A 22,926-nucleotide genomic window follows, 5' to 3' on the forward strand; every position below is an offset into this window, starting at 1 on the left:
TTTTCTTATAATACTTAATTAAGGAGTGCGAAAGGTATGTGGACAGCGGTGTATGTAATAGAAGGAAAGGGAAATGCAGCGGAATTGGAAAAGAAGCTGAAGACAGAAGGATTTTTAATAAAAGTAAAACCTTTTGCAAAAGAAGGAGAAGAGATGCTTTATGAAATATTAGCACCTGAATTTGAGGCTGAGGAAGTACAAACTGTATTAATTGATTTAGGTTATATGTAGTTTTATATTTTGTTATTATATAAGGGAGGGTCTATCTATAATGAAAACTATAGGAATATTAACAAGTGGTGGAGATGCACCTGGAATGAATGCAGCAATCAGAGCAGTTGTAAGAACCGGAATATTCAATAAGATGAAGGTAATGGCTGTAAAACAGGGATACAACGGGCTTATAAATGGCGATATTGATGAGATGAACCTTTCTTCTGTAGCAGATATTATTCATAGAGGAGGAACTATAATCAGAACTGCCAGAAGTGAGGAATTCATGACTGAAAAGGGTTTAAAAAAAGCATTGAATGTAATCGATGTTTTTGGAATTGATGGTTTGATAATACTTGGAGGAGACGGTTCTTTTAGAGGAGCTCAAACTTTAAACGAGAGAGGAATTGCCTGCGTAGGGATACCTTGTACCATAGACAATGATATGGGATATACTGATTATACTATCGGATTTTTTACAGCGGTAGAAACCGTAGTAGATGCTATAAGTAAAATCAGAGATACATCTGCTTCTCACGGAAGAGCCAATATAATAGAGGTCATGGGAAGAAGATGTGGCGATATTGCTTTATATTCGGGAATGGCAGGCGGAGCTGAAAGTATAATTGTTCCGGAAGAAGAATTGGATGTAGACAAAGTTTGCAAGAGACTTATACAAGGTCGAAACAGAGGAAAACTTCATAGTATTATTATTTTGGCTGAAGGAGTAGGCAATGCTTATGAGTTATCTAAGAGCATTGAAGAAAAGACGGATATAGAAACAAGAGTTACAATATTAGGCCATATTCAAAGAGGAGGAACTCCTACTGCCTTTGATAGAATAGTAGCAAGCAGGATGGGCTTTAAAGCTGTAGAACTTTTGATGGAGGGAAAATCCGGGGTTGCTGTTGGAATAAAGGAAAATAAAATATATTCTATACCTCTGGAAGAAGCTTTAAATGTCGAGAAGGCTTTTGATGAGAAGATGTTTGATATTGCAAGAGTACTTTCAATTTAAAAGGGAAATGGGAGGAAAAATAATGAAAAAAACTAAAATTGTTTGTACTATAGGACCTTCATCTGAAAAAGAAGAGGTATTGAGAGAGCTTATAATTAATGGAATGAATGTTGCAAGATTAAATTTTTCACATGGAAGTCATGAAGAACATCAGAAAAGAATCGTCACTATTAAAAAATTAAGAGAAGAACTTGATTTACCTATTGGGATTATGCTGGATACAAAAGGGCCTGAAATTAGAATTAAGGAATTTGAAGACGGAGTATGTGAATTGGAAGAGGGGCATGAATTTATTCTTACTTCAAGAGATGTCCCGGGAAATAAAAATATTGTAGGAATCAGTTATGCCGAACTTCCAAAGGATGTTAAGAGGAAAGACACTATACTTATAGATGATGGACTTATAGAATTAGAGGTAGAAGATATAATTGATGGTAAGGATATTAAATGCGTTGTTAAAAACGGGGGAACTTTATCAAACCATAAGGGTGTTAATGTCCCGGGTGTAAAAACAAATCTTCCTGTTCTTACTGATGAGGATATAAAGGATATTAAATTTGGAATTAAAAATGAAGTTGATTTTATAGCAGCATCTTTTATAAAAAAAGGTAAAGATGTTATAGAAATAAGGAAGATACTTGAACAAAATGGAAATAATAATATAGAGATAATTTCAAAGATTGAAAGCCGTGAAGCGGTGGAAAATATTGACGAGATAATAAATGTATCAGACGGGATAATGGTGGCACGGGGAGATTTGGGAGTGGAAATACCTACTGAAGAGATTCCCCTGATACAGAAAAGTATTATCAGAAAATGTAATTTGGTTGGAAAGCCTGTAATTACAGCAACTCAAATGTTGGATTCCATGATCAGAAATCCGAGGCCTACAAGAGCCGAAGCTACAGACGTAGCTAATGCTATATTGGACGGCACCGATGCTATAATGTTGTCGGGAGAGACGGCATCAGGAAAATACCCCATAGCAGCAGTAAAGACTATGAGAAGAATCGCTGAAAGAATAGAGTCTTCTTTGGATTACAGACAATTATTTAAAGTTAAATCCATGAGAAATGAAATAACAAGTACTAACGCTATCAGCAGAGCTACATGTGCCACTGCTGAAGACTTGGGAGCAAGTGCTATTATTACAGCAACGTCTTCCGGATATACGGCCAGGGCTGTATCAAAATTCAGACCTAAAGCTCCTATTATTGCTGCCACACCTTCTGAAAAAATAATGAGAAAATTATCATTGATATGGGGAGTGTATCCTGTATTATCGTTGAGAAGTGTATCTACAGATGAAGTAATAGATTTATCAATTCACTGTGCATTGAAGAAGGGATACATAAAAGAAGGAGATCTGATAATCATAACGGCAGGCATACCTGCAGGTGTTCCCGGTTCCACTAATCTTATTAAGGTTCATACAGTAGGAAAAATCCTCCTTAGAGGAACAGGAGTCGGAGCCAAAGCGGTAACGGGAAAAGTTTGCATAGGAAACAGCCCAGAAGAACTGAAAGGGAAATTTGTAAAGGGCGATATATTGGTAAGTAAAGCTACGGATAAGGATATAATTGAATATATAAAAATTGCATCGGCCATTATAGCGGAAGAAGGCGGGCTTACTTCCCATGCTGCTATAGTAGGGTTGAACTTAGGGATACCAACTATTGTGGGAGCAAAGAATGCAACGAGTATACTTAAAGACGGCAGTGTCGTTACTGCAGATAGTATTACCGGATTGATATATAACGGTGAAGTGAAAGTTCTATAAACCAAAATAAAAAGGGAAACGGAGAGTGTTATATGAATAAATTAGTATTATTCTTAGTTATAACACCCATACTTGATTTGTTCATACTGATTAAGCTTTTTAAAAATATGGGGTTTTGGACTACTGTATTACTTATAATTCTTACAGGAATCGCAGGATGTTATCTGGCAATAACTGAAGGAAAAGTAACTGTTATAAAAGTAAATAAAGAATTGGGTCAAGGTAAAATACCGGGTAATGACATCATAAGTGCTTTATGTATATTTTTAGGAGGAATATTTCTTGTGATGCCGGGAATTATTACGGATATTATAGGGATAACTCTTGTAGTCCCCCCTACGAGAGATTTTTACAGGGAATATTTGATAAGAAGATTTACGAAAATGATTAAAAAAGGAAATGCACATTTATTTTTAAAATGGTAAACAAATAAGGTATAGAAAAAATTTTTTTGGTCGATAATTGATTTTAAGAAGGAAAAAAGGGATACTGATTCTTTTTGGGGCATTTTAAATGCCCCTATTTTTTTGGAAAGGAAGAAACATATGAAGGAAGAATTTTGGAAAGGCAAAGAAATAGAATTAAAAATACGGGATATGACAAAAGAAGGACAAGGAGTAGGAAAGGCAGATGGGTTTACGATATTTGTTGAAGGAGCTATTTTGGGAGATCAAGTGATTGCCAAAATAGAAGATATAAAAAAGAATTATGCCTTAGGAAAAATAGTAAAAGTAATTTCTCCCTCTGAATACAGAACGGATTCAAAATGTATATACGACATGGATTGTGACGGATGTCAATTTCACAGATTGAATTATAATAAGCAACTGGAGTTAAAGACAAGCATAGTGAAAAATGCATTGGAGAGAATAGGAAAAATTCAAGGAGCAGTAATACATCCGACTATAGGAATGAAATTTCCATATAGGTATAGAAATAAGGGGGAATTTAAAGTAAAATCAGTAGGAGGAAAATCATCTGTCGGCTATTTCAAAAGAAGAAGCCATGATATAATTAATATAGAAAGATGTATTATACAGGATGAGTTATCTGATAAAATAATGAATAGTATAAGAGATATATTAAAAAATGAAGATACTTCCGAATTAAAGAATATAACAGTCAGAACAACGAAGCATAAAGAAGCAATGATAATACTTACTACAACGCGCAAAGGATTTTCGTTTAAAGAAAAATTAATAAAAAGGCTTTCAAATATAAAAGAAGTGAAAAGTATTTATCAGAATATAAACCCGAGGGCAGATTCGGAAATGATGGGAAGCAGAAACATTAAATTATACGGACAAGATACCATAACAGATTGTATAGGAGGTTTCAGATATAGTATTTCTCCCAACTCCTTTTTTCAAGTAAACAGAGAACAGGCGGAAGTATTATATGAAAAAGCAGTGGAATACCTTGATTTGAAAAAAGATGAGGTAGTCGTAGATCTTTATTGCGGTATAGGTACTATAAGTTTATATCTGGCCCAAAAGGCCGGAAAGGTCTACGGAGTCGAAGCAGTAGAAGAAGCCGTAAAAAACGGGCAAGAGAATGCGGTACTTAACAGAATAGAAAACGTAGAATTTATACAAGGCCTTAGTGAAGATGTGTTTCCCAAGTTATTAAAAAGAGGAATAAAGGCAGATAAATTAGTAGTAGATCCTCCAAGAAGAGGATGTGAAAAAGAAGTATTAGAGACAATAGCTCAGATGAAGCCCAAACGCATAGTATATATATCCTGCAACCCTGCAACCTTAGCGAGAGATTTGAGATACTTAGAGGAAAGAGGATATAAAACTTTAGAAGTGCAGCCTGTAGATTTATTTTGCTGGACGGGGCATGTGGAGACGGTTGTATCGCTCTCCCACAAAAAAGCAGACACACATATCAACATAAATGTGGAGTTTGGTGATGAGGAAGGACAGATTCCTATTGATGAGATAGCGAGAAAGGCTGAAGAATATAGACCAAGCGAAAGAGTAACCTATAAAATGATGCAAGAGTATATAGAAAGCAAGTATAATTTCAAGGTGCATACCGCCTATATTGCAGAAGTAAAAAGAGACTTGGGATTACCTATGTACGATGCTCCCAATGCTGTAGAAGAATTAAAACAAGAACGGAAACACCCAACACCCGAAAAGGTAGAGGCAATAAAAGATGCCTTAAAACATTTTGGAGTTTGCCAATAATTAAAATTAAATAGGAAAACAAAAAGTTGTTTGCTCTTATTTAGAGTAGACAACTTTTTTATATAGATAAAATTGAATAATGCCATTTTCTAAAAAGGAGTTAGTTTATGTGAATAGCTCTTTTTTTGTACCCAAAATTGAAAGGAGGAACAGAATTGAACGCAAAAATCATTGCCGTAGCCAACTAAAAAGATGATGCTGGCAAAACAGCTACCTGTGCTAATTTAGGCATAGATTTAGCTATGGAAAATAAAGAAGTAAAAAGAGACTTGGGATTGCCAATGTATGATGCTCCCAATGCTGTAGAGGAACTAAAACAAGAACGGAAACACCCAACAACCAAAAAGGTGTAAATTGTACCACTTCGGTATTTTTATTTTACAACAAATAGGAACTTTGATTTTATCACAACGAAAGGAGGCTTAGAGCAGTTTGAAGATACTAAAAAACCGGATATTTCTAAGCGCCCTCTGTATTGGTGTTGCAGCAGCTATATCCTTTGGGCTTTTACCAAGGTTTTATGAGGATAAAAGTGCAACGATTATGGTACTTAGGGCATCAGAGGACATTCCAGTGGGAACGGAGATTAAAGATAATCACCTTACTACCGTGGAAGTGGGAAGCTATGGACTACCTGAAGGTGCTATCAACGACAAAGATACGGTTTTAGGTAAGGTTGCACAGACCAATATTATCAAGGGAGATTATTTCTTTCCACAAAAACTGGGAGGATTTCTTGCAAATGAGCTATTAGACCGCATTACTAAGAATAACCAGCGTCTTGTTACCATCAGCGTACCAAGTATTGCGGCAGGACTTTCCTCCCACCTTCAAAACGGAGATATAGTAACTGTGGCAGTATTTTTAGAGCAGGCATCAGATGGTCAGAATTCTTCTCCACAAGTTATCATCTATCCCGAACTAAAAGGGTTGGAGGTTTACAGTGTTGAGAATGCCAGAACGCAAGATACAGCAGAAATGCGAGAACAGCAAAAAAGCGGTCAGTCACCTAATGGTGATACTGTTCCTAAAGCTATTACGCTAATCGTTACCGAGGCACAGGCTGAAAAACTTATCCAAGCCGAATATACAGGCAAGCTACACATAGTTTTTGAGAAACGAGGTGTTATGAACTATGAGTAATAAAATCTATGCCGTTTGGGGCGGCAATAACAGCGGTAAAACAACCTTTGCAGTTAATCTTGCTTGCGCTCTTTCTAAGCGTGATGTATTGGTGGGGCTCATTTCCACTAACCTTATCTATGGAGACCTGCAAGTCTTTTTTGGTCAAAGTGTTCTTGAAGAAAAGGGGCTTTTTCAAGCGTTGAACGATGATAACCCCAACATTGGAGAAAAGTTTATGGAATATGAACAAAGCAAAAACCTGTTTTTTCTATCATTGCCTACGCATTATACAGGGCTTCTTTGTGACACCGTAGCCATTCAGGAAGTAGAGAGGATGATTAATGCCGCATCTTTGGTATTTGATATTCTCATTGTGGATGGAGCAGCAGATATGACTAATCCCATATCTGGTGTTGGCCTTTGGATGGCAGATAAGGTATTTACCCTGCATAAGCCATCTATAGCAGCACAAATGTGGCAAAAGGGTGTTTCAGACTTTGTAAAGGGACTTCATATTGCAGAGAAACAAACCCATATACTGCAGACCCCTAACGGTGAATTTGACGACAAGACCTATAAGAGCATGATGGAACTTTCCTTTGACTATGAGCTACCCTATGTAAAGCAGGCAAGTGAACTGGAAAATGCGGGAACTCCACTGTGTTTATTCCATGATCGACATTGCAGACGTTATAGCAAGGTACTGGAGAAAATTGCAGATGAAATCTACAGAGGTATAGAGTCATGAACAACAGATTTTCCGTTAATGATCTGATTTACCGAGCTAATAAGCGACGTTCTGACAGTGGGGAAAGTATAAAAGCTCAGGACTATGGAGAAATCCTTGATAAGCTTCAGCGGCTCATTGCTAAGAACCATTCAGCAGAGCTTGCCCAGGTATTGTATTCTGAGGAAGCAGAGGAAAAACTTAAAGACCTTATTATGCGATATTTAAACAGTGAGCAGTTGGTGGCTAAAAATCTTAACAATATCTCCGAACTGGTAGACGCTGTATATTATGATATGGCTGGTATGGGACTGTTATCTCCTTATCTTAAGGATGGTGACGTAGAGGAAATAAACATCAATGGCTTTAGTGGAATTTGGGTGCTATACAAAGACAAAAAGGTGAGACTTAATGAAATCTTCACCAATTCTGAAGCCTGCTCCAACATCGTAAGAAAGATGAGCCGATTCGGTAATGTTATTCTTGATGGATCAAAACCTATTGGGGATAGCTTTATTGCACGAGGCATCCGTATGTCAGGAGCCATTACGCCTTGCGTTGACCAAGATTCAGGAGCTATTGCCTCCATCAGAAAGCAAAAGCCCTCCTATATCACAAGGGAAAACCTGATTGAATGGGATACAGCAACAGCGGAGGAACTGGACTTTCTCACCCTTTGCGTTAACAATGGCGTATCAGTAGCTATTGCTGGAGCCACCGGCAGCGGAAAAACTGCCGATATGGGATACATTCTAAGCTGTGTATCTTTGGATAGGCGTATTGTCACTATAGAAGATACCCGTGAGCTATCGTTAGCACAGTTTGATGAAAATGGTATGATGATAAACGATGTAATTCATCTTTTGACCAAGGAGGAACCTAATCCAATCAGCATGTTGGATTTATTAAAACTCTCATTAAGACTGCACCCACAAATCCTTGTACCAGCTGAGATGCGAGGTAAAGAAGCCCTCACAGTGCAGGAAGCCGGACGAACAGGACACACCATCGTTAGTACGCTACATGCTAATAGTGCAAGGACGGCTTATGATAGAATATTGACCATGTGCTTGGAGGCTGGGACTTCTTTGTCAGAGGAAAGGCTTCTAAAGAATATTGTAGAGGCCTTTCCGATTATGCTCTTTAAAATGCAATTACCTGATATGTCAAGAAAGTATATGGAAATCTTTGAAGCCAAAGGGGTACAAAATGGTGAAGTTATCGGCAACACCCTTTTTAAATACGTAGTTGATCATTATGAACGAGATGAGTCTGGGAAGATTACAAAGGTTGTGGGAGTCCATAAGCGTTTAGGCTGTATTTCTTCTACTCTTGCAGAAAGGCTCCTAATTGGTGGTGTTCCTAAAAAGGAGATTCAACGCTTTGCGGAAGGAGGAACTCAATGAATCCAATTTATCTATCCCATATTCTTATTTTCGCATTTATCAGTTTTGCAATGTTACTACTGCTAAAACTAAACCCTTTTGCTATAGAACAAAATCCTCTGAAAAAACGCCGCCTATACCTTACAGGAACAAAATTGAAAATTACCGAGAAAATTGCTATACGGTTTGAAACATTATTTCGGCAGACACGATGTACACACAAAAAATTCATTGTAATGGTATTTGTATCAGTAGTAGGTGGCTTTGTGGCCGGGATTATACTCTTTGGCAGTACTGAGCTGGCAGCAGTTATGGCAGCGTGTATGCTTCCTGCTCCATACTTTTACCTAACTGTAAAAAGCTCTGGGGCAGCAAGAGAGGAAATTGAGGGATTGGAAAATATGTCCATTATTACCAATGCCTATGCTGGAAATGACGATATTATTAAAGCAGTGGAGACCTATGTGGAAGAAAAGAACCGATATATTCCAGCTCATTTAAGAACTCCCACACCATTTGATGAGTTTGTATCTGAAATCAGGCTCATCAATCCTAATGTGGAGCATGGTCTATACCGTCTATCTGCAAAAGTTAAAAATCGCTATTTTACCGAGTGGGTAAAAACTCTTATCCTCTGTTACCATGACAGAAGATTAAAATTCGCTTTGTTTCCTATTATTAAAGCTATGAATGATGCAAAATCCATGCAGATTGAGAGTGACAGCATGATGGTGAGAGTATGGCGGGACTATCTTATGACAGCAGGTCTGATGTTTTCCATAATTCCTATGATGCGCTTTTCCAATGCCGAATGGTTTTTTATTCTTACAAAAACACCCATCGGTAAACTGCTGATTATCATTATGTTACTGACTGCCCTTGGCACAGCCTTTTATGTAATGAAGGCTACAAAACCATCAAACAGATAAGGAGGTTTTCCGTTGTTTTATCAAGTTATTATATTCGTCCTGCTGACTGCGGCAGGATTTTTAATTTGCAGGCAACTTCTTAAAATTCCAAAGATGAGTATGAAAAAGAACATCAAGCATCTGCAGGATAAAAAAGAAAAGACAGGGAGTCGATTGTTAAACCGATTTGTAATGCCCCTTGTAAAGCCCGTCTCACGGCTAATACCCCTTGATCCTGTAAAGGAAGCAAGGATGGCATCTACACTCCGTCGCGGAGGATTAGAGCTTACCCCAAAGGAGTATTACGCAAGGGCTATTATATGCGCCATTTTTACATTACCTCTTGCTCTGCTATTGTTTGCAATCGGTGCTACAAATCTTGTGCCTATTGTACTCATCTTTTCCATAGTGGTATATTTCCACTTCATGACCGACCTTAAAGACAAGATGAAGGAAAAAAAGATGCGCATTGAAATGGAGCTTCCAGGCTTTGTGCGCTCTATATTGTATAAGCTGGATGACATCAAAGCTGACAGTAAAAAAGCCGTCGTACAGGTGGATTTAATTCAGATATTTGAGGATTACCTTAAGGTAGCCAGTGATATATTCTACTATGATGTTTCAGTTTTAGTAGTGGAGATGAAAGCAAAGGATATTGAAACCGCCCTTAGAAATTTCAATGAACGCATCGGCCTTGCAGAAGTATCCTTTCTGGTGAATGCCCTTATAGGACTTCACCGGGGAGAGCATCAAGGGGAGGCACTGGCGTATCTTGCAAGAGATATGGACATTAAAGCTAAAGAAGCTTTAAAGAAAAAACTAAATAAGCTGCCCCGCAGGATTAAGATTGCATCCATACCCCTTGTGGCTGTAACTCTTGCAAGCCTGCTCTATGTCATAGGCTCCCACCTTATAAAGTCAATGGGGGGCCTTTTTTAATGTGAAAATGGGGAGACCCTTTTCAAAATAAATTTTTAGGAGGTATTAACCATGCAAAACAAAACAACCGCAATCCAAATTATCGAGGGAAGGAGAGAAAATTCTATGAAGAAAAGAATGGTAAATGCTCTTTTAAAGGCAAGAAATGTTTTAACAAGCAAATCCGGAGATCAGATGACAGGATGGCTCATTGTCGTATTGATTGTCGTAGTCGTGGGAGCAGTGTTTATGACACTGTATCAGGACTCCATCTCTACCATCTGGAACAGCATTGTTACCAAGATTACCAGTCTCTTGAACTAATTTTAGCCAAAAGGCAGTGGTACAAGGGGGAGAAATTCGCCCTTTTTTAAAACTAAAATCTAAAAATAAACGGAGGTATTTTCTATGTTGAAAGCAACAAAAAGCAAAATGCAAAGTATGGCACTAAAGGCAAGAAGGGTACTTACAAACCAATCCGGCGACCAAATGACAGGCTGGCTTATTGTGGTCTTGATCGTGGTAGTTGTAGGTGCAGTATTCATGACGCTGTATCAGGATTCAATCTCGCAGATATGGAACAGTATCGTAGCTAAAATCACCGGCTTAATAAACTAAAGGCAGAAAACTCAAAGATAGTAATATAGGGGGAGCATCGCTCTCCCTTTCCCTTTAAACCAAATAAAATATGGAGGTATTTATTATGATGAAAACTTTAAAAAACAAAATGCAAATGGTAGGTCTTAAAGCCAGAAATATACTTGCGAGCAAGTCCGGAGACCAGATGACTGGCTGGCTTATTGTGGTCTTAGTTGTGGTAGTTGTAGGTGCGGTATTCATGACACTTTATCAGGGCTCTATCACACAGATCTGGAATAGCATTGTTAATAAGATTACTGGCTTAATAAGCTAATGACAGTCATTTCGAATATATCCGCTGATGCGGGAGGTGCAAGAAGATGAACAGAAGGCACCGAGGTATATGGGGGAGAAATTCTCCCCCGTTTCCTTTTATGAAACTACTTTTTAACAGGAAAGGTAGCAGCTATTTTGACTTGATGGTCAAAACGCTGGTGGTCATTACGCTCATGGTTACGGTTATGAGTTTTTTAAGTATCTTTACTACCTACCTCAACTTAAACCATATCTGCCGACGTGTTGTTCGGGTAATTGAGCTTGAAGGACAGGTATCGGACAGAGCCTATGATGTTTTCTACCGGCTAAAACAGCAGACCAGTCTATCCCCGGAGATGACTGTCGAGGATGTGGAGTATCAGGGAGGACAGAAAATCCAATTGAGAGATACCTTTACAGTCACTATGACGTATAGTCATCCCTTTACCATCTTTACACCATCCTTTGCGCCCCCTGTTAAAATTGATATTCCTATGCGGGTGAGTATCACCGGCATGTCGGAAAAATATTGGAAGCTCTTAGAGTGAGAGCGCCGGAAAGGAGAAAGCTGTGGGGAATTTTAAACGTATTTTACAAAATCGCAGGGGCGACACCTTCATATTCATCTTGATACTTGTATTCTTTATCCTAACCCTATCCGCTATTCTGATTGAGTATTTCCGTATGGAAAGCCTGTATCAGCAGGTGGAATATGTAATTCAGCGGGGCGTAAACAGTTCTGTGGAATATGCAATGATGGATGAATATCGTAGGGACGGCTATGCTCAGCTGGACAGCTCCCTTGCGAAAGAAAAGCTTTATGAGTACCTACACGAAAATATGAAGCTGGATGCGGGACTTAATAAATATGCTGATGAAGAATGGGTTTATGAGCTTGAAATCAAAAACATTAACGCAACTGATAATCCACCTCGGCTGACGCTGGACGGGGTACTAAAAACCCACAGTATTTTCAATTTTCTAACCGGCGAGGTTAAGCTCCCCTTTAGCATATCCAGCGTCAACAATAGAATCGAGGAAGGAGGTTTCTAATGAAATGCAAATTTATCTTTGTCATTCCCCTTATGCTTGTATGCTGCCTGCTCTTATCAGGTAAAGCCTTTGCTGCTCAGATTAGCGACATTGAAATTAGTATTACTTCTCCCATAGACAGTCTGAAAAATGAAAGCGGTATGGTAGCCGTAGAACAATTCCCCGCAGAGATTCCTATTAGGGTAATGGCTAAAACCGGTAATCTTACGGATATCCAACTGGAGTACGACGGTCAAAGCAAAAAGATAACACCGGAATATATCCTGACCGTTGAAAGCAAAGAAGCTTGTGGTCCCTATACTATTACAGCAAAAACAGACCAGAATGCAGTCCTTACCATTACTGCAAACGTCATATTCCAAGTCAAAGCTACCTATGACACTCGATACCGCATCATCGGCATGAATGTTAAAGAAATCTATGAAGGTGAAACATTGCTAAAATCCTTTAAAGAACCCCAGCGTATTGACCTTGTAAATGCCAATACTGTTGCCGATTATGAGCAGGAGCGAATCGCTGATTGGATTGGTCGGTATGACGGTGGAACCTATAACTTAAAGGGAAGCAATGTGGTAGAAATCTATGGTTTTAGTTCTGGCAAACTCTATGGAACCTATGACACTGATAGGGATTTTGAATCGCTGACCACCCGTTACGGCTGGACACCAAAATCATTGATTGCTTTTGAAACCATGAGAGATACAGCCCTATCCTATCAGGCTCCAGTCAAAATTGATGTAGAGGCTACATGGTGCGATGAAAAAAAGCAGGATGTATACGGTAAAATAACTGCTCAGGATAAGGGAGTGCCAGAACTACTCTATCCTTATCAGACCACATCCGTGACCTTTACCAAGGATGATATTTTATTGTCCCGAAACTTCATATACATGGGGCTTGAATGGGATTACACACCGGAAACAGAAGAATTTACAGATGGAGAAAGCAAGACACTTACCTCTGTCACACAAAAAATCCATTATCAAATCCCTACTGTAGACTTCTGTTTTAAGTTTAAGGCTCAGGATGGAAACGACTTATCGGTTGTTATCCGTGCACCTTCCACAGTGTATCGGGGCAATAACTATACTTTTACCGTTATTTATATGAATAGCGGAAACAGTCCAGCCTATGACGTGCCATTAAAAGGTACAGTAGATGATATTTTGGTTGAAGAAATACCTAAAGTGCAGGATTTTTCAGCTAATATAAGCAAAACCTACACCATTAAGCGTACTGCTGATACTGTAGCTAATGAAATTCATCTATGGGCTAATATTGGTGTACCGGAAGGCTTTATTGACGGGAATCTTTCCAATAACACTGCCACGGCAGTTATCAAAGTGATTGACCCTGAACCAGAGTCAACACCCGACCAGCCTGATATACCGGATAAACTCGATGATCCAGTAAATTCACCGGAAGAGCCACCAGTTCCTCCAAAACTTTGTGACCTTACGGCAAGTATTCTTGTGCCCCGTACAGTCTATGAATATGAGGATTATAGCTATACCGTGAGCTTCACAAACAATTCTGACGTAGAACTAAAAGACGTACTCTTACAGGGGAAAAACAATGATAATATCTTGCCTGAAATTCCCAAAACAGCAAGTTTTAAGCCCCAAGAAACAAAATCTTTTACTATCACAGGTACAGCAGGAGACGCAGGTGAAGTTTATCGCCTATGGGCAAATGTGAAAGCACCAGAAGGCTTTAGGGATGAAAAACCAACTAACAATACTGCTATTTCGAGCATTACGGTGGTAAAACACACTTTTGATGATCCAGATGACCCCGAAAACCCTGACAATCCTGACGACCCGGATAACCCAGATAACCCAGATAATCCAGATGAACCTGACAACCCAGATGATCCAAGTGATCCCGACAATCCATCGGATACCCCGGACAATCCTGAAAATCCAGAGGTACCCCCGGTAGTAAATCTCTGCGACGTATGGGTAAATTTATCATCGCCGCCTACGGTGTATGAACGGGATGAATACAGCTTTACTGTATACTTTGCCAACTCTACAGATAAGGAACTATCTGATGTGGGTCTAAATGTCACCATCAACGGTAAGATAGTTTCAACTATACCGCCTAAAGCCAATTTCAAATCCTTTGAGAAGAAAGCATTTCTTGTTACTGGCATAGCAGGAGCAAAAGGCGTACCTATCAAGCTATCAGCACAAGTATCACCACCTAAAAGGTATAGGGACATCAATACAGGTAACAACCAGGTTTCATCTGAAATCATGGTGTTGGAGCATCCTTATGATTTAGATGTGCAAAGAATCACGCCGGATGAGTACAAGGAAAATCAGTCGGTCATTACCACCGTCAAGGTATCAAACAAAGGAAGCCTTGACTTTGCACCAGGACAAAACGTTACTGTATTGTTTCAAATTCCTGAACTGTCTTTATCAAAACGTATTGATGCGGTAGTGATGGAAAGGGATACATGGAATGTTGTGTCCATACGATGGGATACACCCAATGTAAAGGCCGATAAAGATATTACACTGATTGCCATTATCAACCCTGAACAGTTATTAGGGAATGAAGGCACCAATGATAACAACACCTATACCCAAAAGGCTATTATACAAAATATATCCTATGGGGAACCAGAGGAAAGCCGGGTATTACCCGACCCACCGAAAAGAAATGAACAGCCAAGGGTAACATGGTGGGAACAACGGTACGAAAATAATAAGTTTATATGGCGAGAATTCTACGCTGAACTAAAGGTAAGCACTATGTTGGATTATGATACAAAAGCAAAGGGCTACTTAAAATCGGGTTACGGCTATTTTATTCGTGTTACAGCCACGGTAAGCACCAACTATGACAGGTCAGAAATGATTACTGCTCCACAGACAGCAGAAGTATATCTGCCGGAATACCACTATGAAACTGCCATTCCTTTAGTCAAGGAGGGCAGTCAATTTACCTTTAAAGAAAATCCATCATCACCTTTCCGCTACAGAAAACAGTATATTCCGGTGTGGTTCCCAGATAACAAAGATTATATCGTACAGCTTCTTGTCACCGACGTACACACTCCTGGAGGAACACTGTCTAAGTGGATTACCGGAGGACAACTTAAAATCAATGTGGTAGATAGCATGTATTCCGATGATGTCACTACGGGTAATTGATATGGTACTACTATTTTGTGCCGTTCCCATACTGTGGGCGGCTATCACAGACTTTAGAAAGCGGATTATCCCAGACTGGACATGGATAGCTATTGTCCTATTTGGCGGTATATCCGCTTTTCTTTTACCCCATCCTACGTTACCCCAACGGATTGTGGGTTTTTTACTGCCGGGTGTCTGCCTATTTATCCTTGCTTTAAAATACGGCGGTGTGGGCGGTGGTGATATTAAACTTACGTCGGCAATAGGCTTTTGCTTTGGACTATACGGTCTTGCAGCCATTCTCTTTTTCGCACTGCCTCCTGCCTACATTTATGCAAAGGCAACACGGCAAAAAAGTGTTCCACTGGCTGTATTCTTATGTATCGGATTTTTTGTCTATATGGGTGTTTTTATATGTTGATTTGCCTTTGTACTCTGTATGGTGTTGGACATTGAGTGTGTAGATATGTTTACACATCGTTTTACTTAAAGTGTTCAGGGATGTCTATATTATGAAATGTTGAGCAAATTTAAGGTTAATAAATAATGGGAGGATGTCGTTTTTTACTGACATTCTCTTTTATATTAAAAAAGTAAAAAGCCGTTTTCTTTATTGAATGATAAAGTAAGCGGTTTTTTGTGTGAAAGGAGGAACAGAATTGAACGCAAAAATAATTGCCATAGTCAATCAAAAAGGAGGCGTTGGCAAAACAACCACCTGTGCCAACTTAGGCATAGGCTTGGCTATGGAAAACAAGAAAATCCTGCTTGTGGATACCGACCCTCAAGGAAGTCTGTCTATCAGTTTAGGATACCAACAGCCGGATACGCTCACTATTACCCTTGCTACGGTCATGGGAAAAGTGATTACCGACACAACTATTGAAAATAAGGAGGGTATTTTACATCATCACGAGGGAGTAGATTTACTTCCTGCAAATATTGAGCTATCGGGTATGGAGGTATCGCTCGTAAATGCCATGAGCCGAGAAACTATCTTAAAGCAGTACCTTGATACGGTGAAAAGGCAATACGATTTCATACTTTTGGACTGTATGCCCTCTTTGGGTATGCTGACAGTCAATGCCCTTGCCGCCGCAGATAGCGTAATCATTCCTGTGCAGGCACAGTATTTGCCCGCCAAAGGCTTAGAACAGCTTTTACAGACCATTGGAAAGGTACGCAAACAGATAAATCCAAAGCTAAAGATAGACGGTATTCTGCTGACAATGGTGGATAACCGTACCAACTTTGCAAAGGACATCAGCTCCTTGCTTAGAGAAACTTATGGAGGAAGTATCAAGGTATTTGCCACTGATATTCCCCATTCCGTAAGAGCTGCCGAAATCAGTGCGGAGGGGAAAAGTATCTTTACCCATGATCCGAAAGGCAAGGTTGCAGAGGGATATAGAAATCTGACAAAGGAGGTGCTAAAAATTGAAAAGCTCCGCCAAAAACATAAAGCTGACATCAGTAGATGATTTGTTTTCCACTGAGGAAAGCAGAGCTGATGAGAGCCGAGAAAAAATAGTGGAACTTCCCTTAACGGAATTGTTTCCGTTCAAAGACCACCCATTTAAGGTAATCGACAACGAGGCTATGTTTGATACAGCCGAGAGTATCAAGCAGTATGGTGTGCTTGTTCCTGCTATTGCTCGTCCCCGTGATGAGGGTGGATATGAACTTGTGGCAGGACACCGCAGACACAGGGCAAGTGAACTTGCTGGACTTGAAACAATGCCTGTCATTGTCCGTAATCTTGATGATGATGCTGCCACCATTATCATGGTAGACAGTAATTTACAGAGAGAAAATATCTTACCGAGTGAACGTGCTTTTGCTTTTAAGCTAAAATTAGAGGCTATCAAAAGACAGGGTGCGAGAACAGATTTAACTTCTGTTCAAGTTGGACAGAAGTTAAATGCAAGAGATGTAGTGGCAAAAGAGGCTGGTGCAAGTGCTGTTCAAGTACAACGCTACATTCGCCTAACTGAACTTATCCCTGAACTGATTGCTATGGTAGATGAGAAGAAAATTGCTTTTAATCCTGCTGTAGAATTGTCTTATCTTAAAAAAGGGGAACAGACCGACTTGCTTGAGGCTATGGATATGGAACAGGCTACCCCCTCTCTTTCACAGGCACAGCGGTTAAAAAAATTCAGTGCCGAGGGCAAATTAAGCCTTGAGGTTATGAGTGCCATTATGAGTGAGGAAAAGAAAGGCGAAATCGACAAGGTAACTCTTACAGGCGATAAAATTAAAAAATATTTTCCTAAAAGCTACACTCCACAGCAGATGGAGGCTACTATCATTAAACTACTTGAAGGCTGGCATAAAAAAAGGACACAGCAACAGGAGCGATAGAAAGGAGTTTCCCTATGAATAAGAATAAACCCATTTTTGAGCTGATTGACGAGGCTCGCAGGCAATCAGGAGAACCGAAACTTGCTGGACACGATATTATGGCTTTGGAACGCTTTGACCCTGATGTTACACACATGGTTGTATTTGATGTGTTGAGCCATTCTTCCCCTGTGGGAAATAAGGGAGAGCGTATGCGATTGTTTTTGACCGATATGGGGTATCAAAAGGCACTGGAGAGCCAAAAGTGTGAGGAAATTAAAATACTTAGACACGCCAAAATAGCAAGAGGTCATATCCTCTATGACAGAGGAAATGAGCCAATACGCTGAGATAACCGCAAAATTGCTTGCGATTTTTTTATTTTTCAGTAGGAAAGGAGTGATGTGATTGGCAGTATTCAGAGTGGAAAAGACAAGAGATTACACGGTTATGGCAAATCATCACTTGCGAAATACCGAACTTTCCTTAAAGGCAAAAGGCTTATTATCTCTTATGCTTTCCCTTCCGGAGAATTGGGATTACACCACAAAAGGACTTTCCTGTATCTGCAAGGACGGAATCGACAGTATCAATGCCACGGTAAAAGAACTTGAGGCACATGGGTATATAACCCGCAGGCGTATTCGTAATGAAAAAGGGCAGCTTACCACAATAGAATATACGATTTTTGAACAGCCACAAAGCCTTGATACTACTGATGTTCCACCTAAACGGGAAAATCCAATCTTGGATAAGCCAATGTTGGAAAATCCAATACTGGAAAACCCAATCTTGGAGAAACCTAAACAGGGCGAACCTATCTTGGGAAATCCCCACCAATTAATTACTAATAAATCAAATACTGATTTATTAAATAACGATATATTAAATCCTCATCAATCAAATCCTTATCCATCAAGTGCAGGGGCGAAAAAGAAGATGGGATATGATACAATTGCATGTGACAGATTAGAAGAAGTAAGAGAATTGGTATTAGAAAACATTGAGTACGAGTATATCAAGCACAATCATGACCGTGAACAGCTTAACGAAATTGTTGACCTTATGGTGGAAACACTTTGCTCCACAAAGGACATTATCAATGTTTCAGGAGATGATTATCCGGCACAGCTTGTTAAGGAAAAACTGTTACGGATCAACAGTCTGCATATTGACTATGTGTTTGAGTGCCTAAGAAAGACTACCACCTATATCCGCAATATCAAGCGTTATTTGCTGGCTACTCTTTTTAATGCACCATCAACGATTGGCACTTATTATTCGGCACTGGTAAACCACGATTTATATGGAGATAGATAATGGCATTTTGCACCTGTTATACAGGAATAGCAAGATGCCTTTTTTTGTACCCAAAATCAGAAAGGAGTTTTAGAAGATGAAAAGACCTATGGCATACATTACTGCGGCTTGGGGAAAGAACGAGTTTGAAAATACCGAGCTGGCTGTTAAATATTGCAGGAAAATCTACGAGGCGGGATTCACTCCCATGTGTCCCCTTTTGTTCCTGCCCCTTTATCTCAACGATGAAATTCCGCAGGAGCATAAAGATGGGGTTGATATGGCAAGGGATATGCTGCGGCGTTCTCATGTGCTTGTGGTATGTGGCGATGTGGTGGACGAAAATGTGAAAAATGATATTGCCATCGCTGAACGTTTACACATTACAGCTACTACTCTTGAGGGTATTTTAACCGTCAAGGGGCAAGGGAGGGATAAAAACAATGGCTGATTACTTGATAAGGCGGCTGGCTGTTCCGCCGTAACGAGTATTTTAAAACCCATGAAAGGAGGTACTTATCATGCAGGAAGAAGTAGAAAACAGAACCGTTGCACTGGCTATTAACGGAGGTAAACTGACAGGGCATGTGCTAAAGGCGGCAATCCTTAAATTTTTAGCGGCACAGAAAAATAAAGGCAGGGATAGTCCTGAAATTCCTCATGGCAAGCAGAGTATCAAAGATCTTGCCAAGCAAAATCAAGGATTAAGTAACATTGAGGTAACGGATAAGAATATCAAAAGTTTTGAACGTGTGGCAAGGAAATACGGTGTAGACTTTGCGATCAAAAAGGATAAGTCCGTCACACCGCCGAAATACCTTGTTTTTTTCAAAGGTAGAGATGCTGATGCCATTACTTCTGCTTTTACTGAGTTTACCGCAAAGACCATGAAGCAAGCGGCAAGACCCTCTGTGCTGGCACAACTTAAAAAGTTTACCGAGCTTGTGAAGAACACCATTACCGACAGGGTAAAAAACAGGGAGAAGGAGCAAAGCCGATGAATACAAAACTTAAAAAGCTCCTTATCCTGAATATCCCCTACCTGTTTCTTGCTCTGTTCTTTACAAAGGTATCACAGGCATGGCAGCTTGCCGCAGGCTTTGAGATGGCGGACAAAATCTTGAATCTTATGGACGGTTTTTCGGTTGCCTTTAGCAGTCTACTTCCGAGCCTGTATCCACGGGATTTATTGGTTGGTATCGTGTTTGCCGCTATAATCCGTCTTGCTGTCTATATCAAAGGGAAAAACGCTAAGAAATACAGAAAAGGTGTAGAGTATGGCTCTGCAAGATGGGGCAAAGCCGAAGATATACGACCTTTTGCAGACCTCGTATTCCGAAACAATGTAATACTGACACAGACAGAACGTCTTATGATGTCAAGCCGCCCCAAAAACCCTAAGAACGCACGAAATAAAAATGTGCTGATTGTGGGCGGTTCCGGCTCTGGTAAAACAAGGTTTTGGCTGAAACCCAATCTGATGCAATGCCACAGCTCCTATGTGGTAACTGACCCAAAAGGCAGCATTGTTGTGGAATGTGGGAAGTTGTTACAGCGTGAGGGATATAAAATCAAAATCCTTAACACCATCAACTTCAAGAAGTCCATGCACTACAACCCTTTTGCTTATATTAGGAGTGAAAAGGACATTTTAAAGCTTGTTACCACCCTCATTGCCAATACCAAAGGCGAAGGTAAGGCAGGTGATGACTTTTGGGTAAAGGCAGAAACCCTGCTCTATACGGCTCTCATTGGATACATCTATTTTGAAGCTCCTGAACATGAGCAGAACTTCTCCACCCTCATTGAGTTTATTAATGCCTCTGAGGTGCGTGAAGATGATGAGGACTTTAAAAATCCTGTGGACTTAATGTTTGATGCCTTAGAGGAAAAAGACCCACAGCACTTTGCCGTAAGACAATACAAGAAATACAAACTGGCGGCAGGCAAAACCGCAAAATCTATTCTCATCTCCTGTGGGGCGAGGCTTGCTCCTTTTGACATTAGAGAACTGCGTGAGCTGACTGCTTACGATGAAATGGAGCTTGATACCTTGGGCGATAAGAAAACCGCCCTGTTTATTATCATCAGCGATACAGATGATACCTTTAATTTCTTGGTATCTATGGCATACACACAGCTTTTTAATCTGCTCTGTGATAAAGCAGACGATGTGTACGGCGGCAGACTTCCTGTTCATGTCCGCTGTCTGATTGATGAGGCTGCAAACATCGGGCAGATACCAAAATTGGAAAAACTGATGGCTACAATCCGTAGCCGTGAAATTTCTGCCTGCCTTGTGTTACAGGCACAAAGCCAGCTAAAGGCTTTGTATAAAGACAACGCCGATACCATTATCGGTAACTGCGACAGTATGATTTTTCTTGGGGGCAAGGAAAAAACTACCCTCAAGGATTTATCAGAAACCCTCGGTAAAGAAACCATTGATATGTTTAACACTTCCGACACCAGAGGGTCACAAAGAAGTTACGGGCTTAATTATCAAAAGCTGGGAAAGGAGCTTATGAGTATGGATGAGCTTGCTGTCATGGATGGAGGCAAGTGCATTTTACAGCTAAGAGGTGTTCGCCCATTTCTCTCCGAAAAGTATGACATTACACAGCACCCCAATTATAAATACTTATCGGACTTTGATAAAAGAAACACTTTTGATATTGAAAAGTATCTGTCCACAAAACTAAAACCAAAGCCTAATGAGGTGTATGATGTTTATGAAATCGACCTCACAGACGAACCCGAAACCGCACAGTAGCGGTTATTTTTTACCCAAAAACAAAATAACAAATTAGGAGGATTTAATTATGGCATTTTTTAATGAGGCAGTTGATGTATTGCAGACACTTGTTATCGCTCTTGGAGCAGGACTTGGTATTTGGGGTGTTATTAACCTTTTGGAAGGTTACGGCAACGATAACCCTGGTGCAAAAAGTCAAGGCATGAAACAACTCATGGCAGGCGGTGGCGTAGCACTGATTGGCATAACCCTTGTACCTTTGCTTTCCGGCTTGTTCGGTTAAAAGGTAACACTTTATGCAAAGTATCATCGACAGTATTACCCAATGGCTCAAAGAGATGTTAGTCGGTGGTATTACGGGAAATTTGTCGGGGATGTTCGATAACGTCAACCAAAGTGTTGGCGAAATCGCAGGGGAGGTAGGAAAGACACCGTCAACGTGGAATGGCGGTGTCTTCTCTATGATACAGTCCCTCTCCGACACCGTAATTATCCCCATTGCCGGCATTATCCTGACCTTTGTGATGTGCTACGAACTGATACAAATGGTCATTGAGAAAAACAATCTCCATGATATTGAAACTTTTATGTTTTTTAAGTGGATTTTCAAAACCTTTGTGGCTGTGATGATTATTACCAGCACCTTTAACATCATTATGGGGATTTTTGATGTATCACAGCACATCGTATCTAACGCCGCAGGCGTAATTATTTCCGACACCAGCATGGACATTGCCACTGTCATAGCAGATATGGAAACTCGCCTCATGGAAATGGAACTTGGCTCACTGCTTGGAATATGGCTGCAAAGTATGTTTATAGGACTAACCATGCACGCCCTGACCATCTGCATTTTTATCGTCATCTATGGGCGTATGATAGAAATTTATCTCATGACTTCCCTTGGAGCAATCCCCTTTGCCACCATGACAAACCGTGAATGGGGCAGTATGGGACAGAACTATTTGAGGGCAATGCTGGCTCTTGGTTTTCAAGCCTTTCTCATTATGGTATGCGTAGGAATCTATGCAGTATTAGTACAATCCATTGCCACGGACAGCGATATTATGGGTGCTATTTGGACTTGTGTAGGGTACACGGTACTCTTGTGCTTTACCTTATTTAAGACAGGCTCACTGGCAAAGAGCATTTTTAATGCCCACTAAG

26 protein-coding genes are annotated in these 22,926 nt (G+C 40.0%); all 26 read left to right on the plus strand.

What is annotated here, in order from left to right:
• Positions 1 to 36: 36 nt before the first annotated feature.
• The 26 genes from EQM13_RS04735 (at position 37) to EQM13_RS04865 (ending at position 22,925) form a co-directional block, all read left to right on the plus strand.
• A complete protein-coding gene (locus tag EQM13_RS04735) occupies positions 37 to 231 on the plus strand; it encodes a hypothetical protein (RefSeq protein WP_071140351.1) in 195 nt (64 codons plus the stop codon).
• Positions 232 to 271: 40 nt separating this feature from the next.
• The gene (gene pfkA / locus EQM13_RS04740) at positions 272 to 1,231 is read left to right on the plus strand and encodes a 6-phosphofructokinase (RefSeq protein ID WP_128752071.1); all 960 of its coding nucleotides are present in this window, start codon (positions 272 to 274) and stop codon (positions 1,229 to 1,231) included.
• A gap of 22 nt (positions 1,232 to 1,253) precedes the next feature.
• Positions 1,254 to 3,011 carry a pyruvate kinase gene (gene pyk / locus EQM13_RS04745; RefSeq protein ID WP_128752072.1) on the plus strand — a complete coding sequence of 586 codons (1,758 nt, stop codon included), beginning with the start codon at positions 1,254 to 1,256 and terminating at the stop codon, positions 3,009 to 3,011.
• Between the two features lie 32 nt (positions 3,012 to 3,043).
• The gene (locus tag EQM13_RS04750) at positions 3,044 to 3,436 is read left to right on the plus strand and encodes an FxsA family protein (RefSeq protein WP_071140353.1); all 393 of its coding nucleotides are present in this window, start codon (positions 3,044 to 3,046) and stop codon (positions 3,434 to 3,436) included.
• 120 nt (positions 3,437 to 3,556) lie between these two features.
• Complete coding sequence (gene rlmD, locus EQM13_RS04755) at positions 3,557 to 5,206, plus strand: 23S rRNA (uracil(1939)-C(5))-methyltransferase RlmD (RefSeq protein ID WP_128752073.1); 1,650 nt, start codon at positions 3,557 to 3,559, stop codon at positions 5,204 to 5,206.
• Positions 5,207 to 5,638: 432 nt separating this feature from the next.
• Positions 5,639 to 6,349, plus strand: a complete 711-nt coding sequence (gene cpaB / locus EQM13_RS04765; RefSeq protein WP_128752074.1) for a Flp pilus assembly protein CpaB — start codon at positions 5,639 to 5,641, stop codon at positions 6,347 to 6,349.
• Positions 6,342 to 7,079, plus strand: coding sequence for a P-loop NTPase family protein (locus EQM13_RS04770; RefSeq protein WP_128752075.1), 738 nt, complete (start codon positions 6,342 to 6,344; stop codon positions 7,077 to 7,079). The genes cpaB and EQM13_RS04770 overlap by 8 nt, the downstream gene beginning before the upstream one ends.
• The gene (locus tag EQM13_RS04775) at positions 7,076 to 8,464 is read left to right on the plus strand and encodes an ATPase, T2SS/T4P/T4SS family (RefSeq protein WP_128752076.1); all 1,389 of its coding nucleotides are present in this window, start codon (positions 7,076 to 7,078) and stop codon (positions 8,462 to 8,464) included. The genes EQM13_RS04770 and EQM13_RS04775 overlap by 4 nt, the downstream gene beginning before the upstream one ends.
• The gene (locus EQM13_RS04780) at positions 8,461 to 9,372 is read left to right on the plus strand and encodes a hypothetical protein (protein WP_128752077.1); all 912 of its coding nucleotides are present in this window, start codon (positions 8,461 to 8,463) and stop codon (positions 9,370 to 9,372) included. Before EQM13_RS04775 ends, EQM13_RS04780 begins: the two co-directional genes overlap by 4 nt.
• 12 nt (positions 9,373 to 9,384) lie before the next feature.
• On the plus strand, positions 9,385 to 10,290 hold the full coding sequence (locus EQM13_RS18455; protein WP_206172807.1) for a hypothetical protein: 906 nt from the start codon (positions 9,385 to 9,387) through the stop codon (positions 10,288 to 10,290).
• Between the two features lie 51 nt (positions 10,291 to 10,341).
• A complete protein-coding gene (locus EQM13_RS04790) occupies positions 10,342 to 10,593 on the plus strand; it encodes a hypothetical protein (RefSeq protein ID WP_206172808.1) in 252 nt (83 codons plus the stop codon).
• Positions 10,594 to 10,677: 84 nt separating this feature from the next.
• On the plus strand, positions 10,678 to 10,887 hold the full coding sequence (locus tag EQM13_RS04795; RefSeq protein WP_128752079.1) for a hypothetical protein: 210 nt from the start codon (positions 10,678 to 10,680) through the stop codon (positions 10,885 to 10,887).
• 85 nt (positions 10,888 to 10,972) lie between these two features.
• Complete coding sequence (locus EQM13_RS04800; RefSeq protein WP_128752080.1) at positions 10,973 to 11,182, plus strand: hypothetical protein; 210 nt, start codon at positions 10,973 to 10,975, stop codon at positions 11,180 to 11,182.
• A gap of 160 nt (positions 11,183 to 11,342) precedes the next feature.
• Positions 11,343 to 11,711, plus strand: a complete 369-nt coding sequence (locus tag EQM13_RS04805) for a DUF4320 family protein (RefSeq protein ID WP_206172809.1) — start codon at positions 11,343 to 11,345, stop codon at positions 11,709 to 11,711.
• A 22-nt stretch (positions 11,712 to 11,733) separates the two neighbouring features.
• Positions 11,734 to 12,216, plus strand: coding sequence for a TadE/TadG family type IV pilus assembly protein (locus EQM13_RS04810; RefSeq protein WP_128752082.1), 483 nt, complete (start codon positions 11,734 to 11,736; stop codon positions 12,214 to 12,216).
• Positions 12,216 to 15,380, plus strand: a complete 3,165-nt coding sequence (locus EQM13_RS04815) for a hypothetical protein (RefSeq protein ID WP_128752083.1) — start codon at positions 12,216 to 12,218, stop codon at positions 15,378 to 15,380. Before EQM13_RS04810 ends, EQM13_RS04815 begins: the two co-directional genes overlap by 1 nt.
• A complete protein-coding gene (locus EQM13_RS04820; RefSeq protein ID WP_206172810.1) occupies positions 15,358 to 15,783 on the plus strand; it encodes a prepilin peptidase in 426 nt (141 codons plus the stop codon). The genes EQM13_RS04815 and EQM13_RS04820 overlap by 23 nt, the downstream gene beginning before the upstream one ends.
• Before the next feature lie 238 nt (positions 15,784 to 16,021).
• Positions 16,022 to 16,843, plus strand: coding sequence for a ParA family protein (locus tag EQM13_RS04825; RefSeq protein ID WP_128752084.1), 822 nt, complete (start codon positions 16,022 to 16,024; stop codon positions 16,841 to 16,843).
• Entirely contained in the window at positions 16,800 to 17,726 is a 927-nt protein-coding gene (locus tag EQM13_RS04830) for a ParB/RepB/Spo0J family partition protein (RefSeq protein WP_128752085.1), read from the plus strand. Before EQM13_RS04825 ends, EQM13_RS04830 begins: the two co-directional genes overlap by 44 nt.
• A gap of 14 nt (positions 17,727 to 17,740) precedes the next feature.
• Complete coding sequence (locus tag EQM13_RS04835) at positions 17,741 to 18,055, plus strand: DUF5720 family protein (protein ID WP_128752086.1); 315 nt, start codon at positions 17,741 to 17,743, stop codon at positions 18,053 to 18,055.
• A 58-nt stretch (positions 18,056 to 18,113) separates the two neighbouring features.
• Positions 18,114 to 19,025, plus strand: a complete 912-nt coding sequence (locus EQM13_RS04840) for a DUF6017 domain-containing protein (protein WP_128752087.1) — start codon at positions 18,114 to 18,116, stop codon at positions 19,023 to 19,025.
• A 76-nt stretch (positions 19,026 to 19,101) separates the two neighbouring features.
• Positions 19,102 to 19,455 carry a DUF7768 domain-containing protein gene (locus EQM13_RS04845; RefSeq protein WP_128752088.1) on the plus strand — a complete coding sequence of 118 codons (354 nt, stop codon included), beginning with the start codon at positions 19,102 to 19,104 and terminating at the stop codon, positions 19,453 to 19,455.
• A 70-nt stretch (positions 19,456 to 19,525) separates the two neighbouring features.
• Positions 19,526 to 20,005, plus strand: a complete 480-nt coding sequence (locus EQM13_RS04850; RefSeq protein ID WP_128752089.1) for a PcfB family protein — start codon at positions 19,526 to 19,528, stop codon at positions 20,003 to 20,005.
• Positions 20,002 to 21,777 (plus strand): VirD4-like conjugal transfer protein, CD1115 family, encoded by a 1,776-nt coding sequence (locus tag EQM13_RS04855; RefSeq protein WP_128752090.1) that lies wholly within the window; start codon positions 20,002 to 20,004, stop codon positions 21,775 to 21,777. The genes EQM13_RS04850 and EQM13_RS04855 overlap by 4 nt, the downstream gene beginning before the upstream one ends.
• Before the next feature lie 49 nt (positions 21,778 to 21,826).
• Positions 21,827 to 22,042, plus strand: coding sequence for a Maff2 family mobile element protein (locus tag EQM13_RS04860; protein WP_128752091.1), 216 nt, complete (start codon positions 21,827 to 21,829; stop codon positions 22,040 to 22,042).
• A gap of 13 nt (positions 22,043 to 22,055) precedes the next feature.
• On the plus strand, positions 22,056 to 22,925 hold the full coding sequence (locus tag EQM13_RS04865) for a VirB6/TrbL-like conjugal transfer protein, CD1112 family (protein ID WP_128752092.1): 870 nt from the start codon (positions 22,056 to 22,058) through the stop codon (positions 22,923 to 22,925).
• Position 22,926 lies beyond the last annotated feature (1 nt).

Source organism: Acidilutibacter cellobiosedens (genome assembly GCF_004103715.1).
GTDB classification, from domain to species: Bacteria; Bacillota; Clostridia; order Tissierellales; family Acidilutibacteraceae; genus Acidilutibacter; species Acidilutibacter cellobiosedens.

What these genes read in the sequence shown, in the direction of transcription:
- EQM13_RS04735 (WP_071140351.1), top strand. Translation starts at nt 37, where the DNA reads ATGTGGACAGCGGTGTATGTAATAGAAGGAAAGGGAAATGCAGCGGAA.
- pfkA (WP_128752071.1), top strand. Translation starts at nt 272, where the DNA reads ATGAAAACTATAGGAATATTAACAAGTGGTGGAGATGCACCTGGAATG.
- pyk (WP_128752072.1), top strand. Translation starts at nt 1,254, where the DNA reads ATGAAAAAAACTAAAATTGTTTGTACTATAGGACCTTCATCTGAAAAA.
- EQM13_RS04750 (WP_071140353.1), top strand. Translation starts at nt 3,044, where the DNA reads ATGAATAAATTAGTATTATTCTTAGTTATAACACCCATACTTGATTTG.
- rlmD (WP_128752073.1), top strand. Translation starts at nt 3,557, where the DNA reads ATGAAGGAAGAATTTTGGAAAGGCAAAGAAATAGAATTAAAAATACGG.
- EQM13_RS04770 (WP_128752075.1), top strand. Translation starts at nt 6,342, where the DNA reads ATGAGTAATAAAATCTATGCCGTTTGGGGCGGCAATAACAGCGGTAAA.
- EQM13_RS04775 (WP_128752076.1), top strand. Translation starts at nt 7,076, where the DNA reads ATGAACAACAGATTTTCCGTTAATGATCTGATTTACCGAGCTAATAAG.
- EQM13_RS04780 (WP_128752077.1), top strand. Translation starts at nt 8,461, where the DNA reads ATGAATCCAATTTATCTATCCCATATTCTTATTTTCGCATTTATCAGT.
- EQM13_RS04790 (WP_206172808.1), top strand. Translation starts at nt 10,342, where the DNA reads ATGCAAAACAAAACAACCGCAATCCAAATTATCGAGGGAAGGAGAGAA.
- EQM13_RS04795 (WP_128752079.1), top strand. Translation starts at nt 10,678, where the DNA reads ATGTTGAAAGCAACAAAAAGCAAAATGCAAAGTATGGCACTAAAGGCA.
- EQM13_RS04800 (WP_128752080.1), top strand. Translation starts at nt 10,973, where the DNA reads ATGATGAAAACTTTAAAAAACAAAATGCAAATGGTAGGTCTTAAAGCC.
- EQM13_RS04815 (WP_128752083.1), top strand. Translation starts at nt 12,216, where the DNA reads ATGAAATGCAAATTTATCTTTGTCATTCCCCTTATGCTTGTATGCTGC.
- EQM13_RS04820 (WP_206172810.1), top strand. Translation starts at nt 15,358, where the DNA reads ATGATGTCACTACGGGTAATTGATATGGTACTACTATTTTGTGCCGTT.
- EQM13_RS04835 (WP_128752086.1), top strand. Translation starts at nt 17,741, where the DNA reads ATGAATAAGAATAAACCCATTTTTGAGCTGATTGACGAGGCTCGCAGG.
- EQM13_RS04845 (WP_128752088.1), top strand. Translation starts at nt 19,102, where the DNA reads ATGAAAAGACCTATGGCATACATTACTGCGGCTTGGGGAAAGAACGAG.
- EQM13_RS04850 (WP_128752089.1), top strand. Translation starts at nt 19,526, where the DNA reads ATGCAGGAAGAAGTAGAAAACAGAACCGTTGCACTGGCTATTAACGGA.
- EQM13_RS04855 (WP_128752090.1), top strand. Translation starts at nt 20,002, where the DNA reads ATGAATACAAAACTTAAAAAGCTCCTTATCCTGAATATCCCCTACCTG.
- EQM13_RS04860 (WP_128752091.1), top strand. Translation starts at nt 21,827, where the DNA reads ATGGCATTTTTTAATGAGGCAGTTGATGTATTGCAGACACTTGTTATC.
- EQM13_RS04865 (WP_128752092.1), top strand. Translation starts at nt 22,056, where the DNA reads ATGCAAAGTATCATCGACAGTATTACCCAATGGCTCAAAGAGATGTTA.